The 1,533-nt window shown below is 52.6% G+C and carries 3 protein-coding genes; 2 read left to right on the top strand and 1 reads right to left on the bottom strand.

The annotated features are described in order from the left end of the window. A partial coding sequence (locus ABD169_RS16015) for an integrase catalytic domain-containing protein (RefSeq protein ID WP_425560984.1) occupies window positions 1-471 on the top strand: 471 nt, incomplete at its 5' end. Between the two features lie 36 nt (window positions 472-507). After that, the gene (locus ABD169_RS16010; protein ID WP_001067855.1) at window positions 508-1,212 is read left to right on the top strand and encodes an IS6-like element IS26 family transposase; all 705 of its coding nucleotides are present in this window, start codon (window positions 508-510) and stop codon (window positions 1,210-1,212) included. A 132-nt stretch (window positions 1,213-1,344) separates the two neighbouring features. On the opposite strand, the gene ABD169_RS16005 is transcribed toward ABD169_RS16010, so the two are convergent. After that, the coding region (locus tag ABD169_RS16005) for a CatA-like O-acetyltransferase (RefSeq protein ID WP_344033613.1) at window positions 1,345-1,533 on the bottom strand (189 nt) is incomplete at its 5' end.

Here is a 1,533-nt window from a genome sequence, read left to right as displayed (position 1 = left end):
CTGATCGTGGTCGATGACCGCGACCGGCAACCTATTGGCCGCCCGTACCTGACCCTCGCCATCGACGTGTTCACCCGCTGCGTGCTCGGCATGGTCGTCACGCTGGAAGCGCCGTCTGCCGTTTCGGTTGGCCTGTGCCTCGTGCATGTCGCCTGCGACAAGCGCCCTTGGCTGGAAGGACTGAACGTGGAAATGGATTGGCAGATGAGCGGCAAGCCCTTGCTGCTCTACCTAGACAACGCGGCCGAGTTCAAGAGCGAGGCCCTGCGCCGGGGTTGCGAGCAGCATGGCATCCGGCTGGACTATCGCCCGCTGGGACAGCCGCACTATGGCGGCATCGTGGAACGGATCATCGGCACGGCGATGCAGATGATTCACGACGAACTGCCGGGAACGACCTTCTCCAACCCTGACCAGCGCGGCGACTACGATTCCGAAAACAAGGGCACTGTTGCAAATAGTCGGTGGTGATAAACTTATCATCCCCTTTTGCTGATGGAGCTGCACATGAACCCATTCAAAGGCCGGCATTTTCAGCGTGACATCATTCTGTGGGCCGTACGCTGGTACTGCAAATACGGCATCAGTTACCGTGAGCTGCAGGAGATGCTGGCTGAACGCGGAGTGAATGTCGATCACTCCACGATTTACCGCTGGGTTCAGCGTTATGCGCCTGAAATGGAAAAACGGCTGCGCTGGTACTGGCGTAACCCTTCCGATCTTTGCCCGTGGCACATGGATGAAACCTACGTGAAGGTCAATGGCCGCTGGGCGTATCTGTACCGGGCCGTCGACAGCCGGGGCCGCACTGTCGATTTTTATCTCTCCTCCCGTCGTAACAGCAAAGCTGCATACCGGTTTCTGGGTAAAATCCTCAACAACGTGAAGAAGTGGCAGATCCCGCGATTCATCAACACGGATAAAGCGCCCGCCTATGGTCGCGCGCTTGCTCTGCTCAAACGCGAAGGCCGGTGCCCGTCTGACGTTGAACACCGACAGATTAAGTACCGGAACAACGTGATTGAATGCGATCATGGCAAACTGAAACGGATAATCGGCGCCACGCTGGGATTTAAATCCATGAAGACGGCTTACGCCACCATCAAAGGTATTGAGGTGATGCGTGCACTACGCAAAGGCCAGGCCTCAGCATTTTATTATGGTGATCCCCTGGGCGAAATGCGCCTGGTAAGCAGAGTTTTTGAAATGTAAGGCCTTTGAATAAGACAAAAGGCTGCCTCATCGCTAACTTTGCAACAGTGCCAATTACAGATTACGGTTAAAATATAAAAAAAAGCCACCAATCCTGCCGGATACGGTGGCTTAAATACAGAATTAATTAATTTATTTCAGTATGTTATCACACATCAGCTGAAGTGTATTGATAAACCTTGCTGCATGAAAACCATCACAGACTGCATGATGAACCTGTACAGAAACAGGTAATAGTACGCGGTCACCTTCCTGCTGAAACTTTGCCATTGTAAAAACCGGGGAAAAATAATCATCATTTCCGGTGATATTCAGATTAAA

The organism is Leucobacter iarius (assembly GCF_039530105.1).
Taxonomy (GTDB): Bacteria; Actinomycetota; Actinomycetes; order Actinomycetales; family Microbacteriaceae; genus Leucobacter; species Leucobacter iarius.
This window is presented reverse-complemented; position numbering and strand designations above follow the sequence as displayed.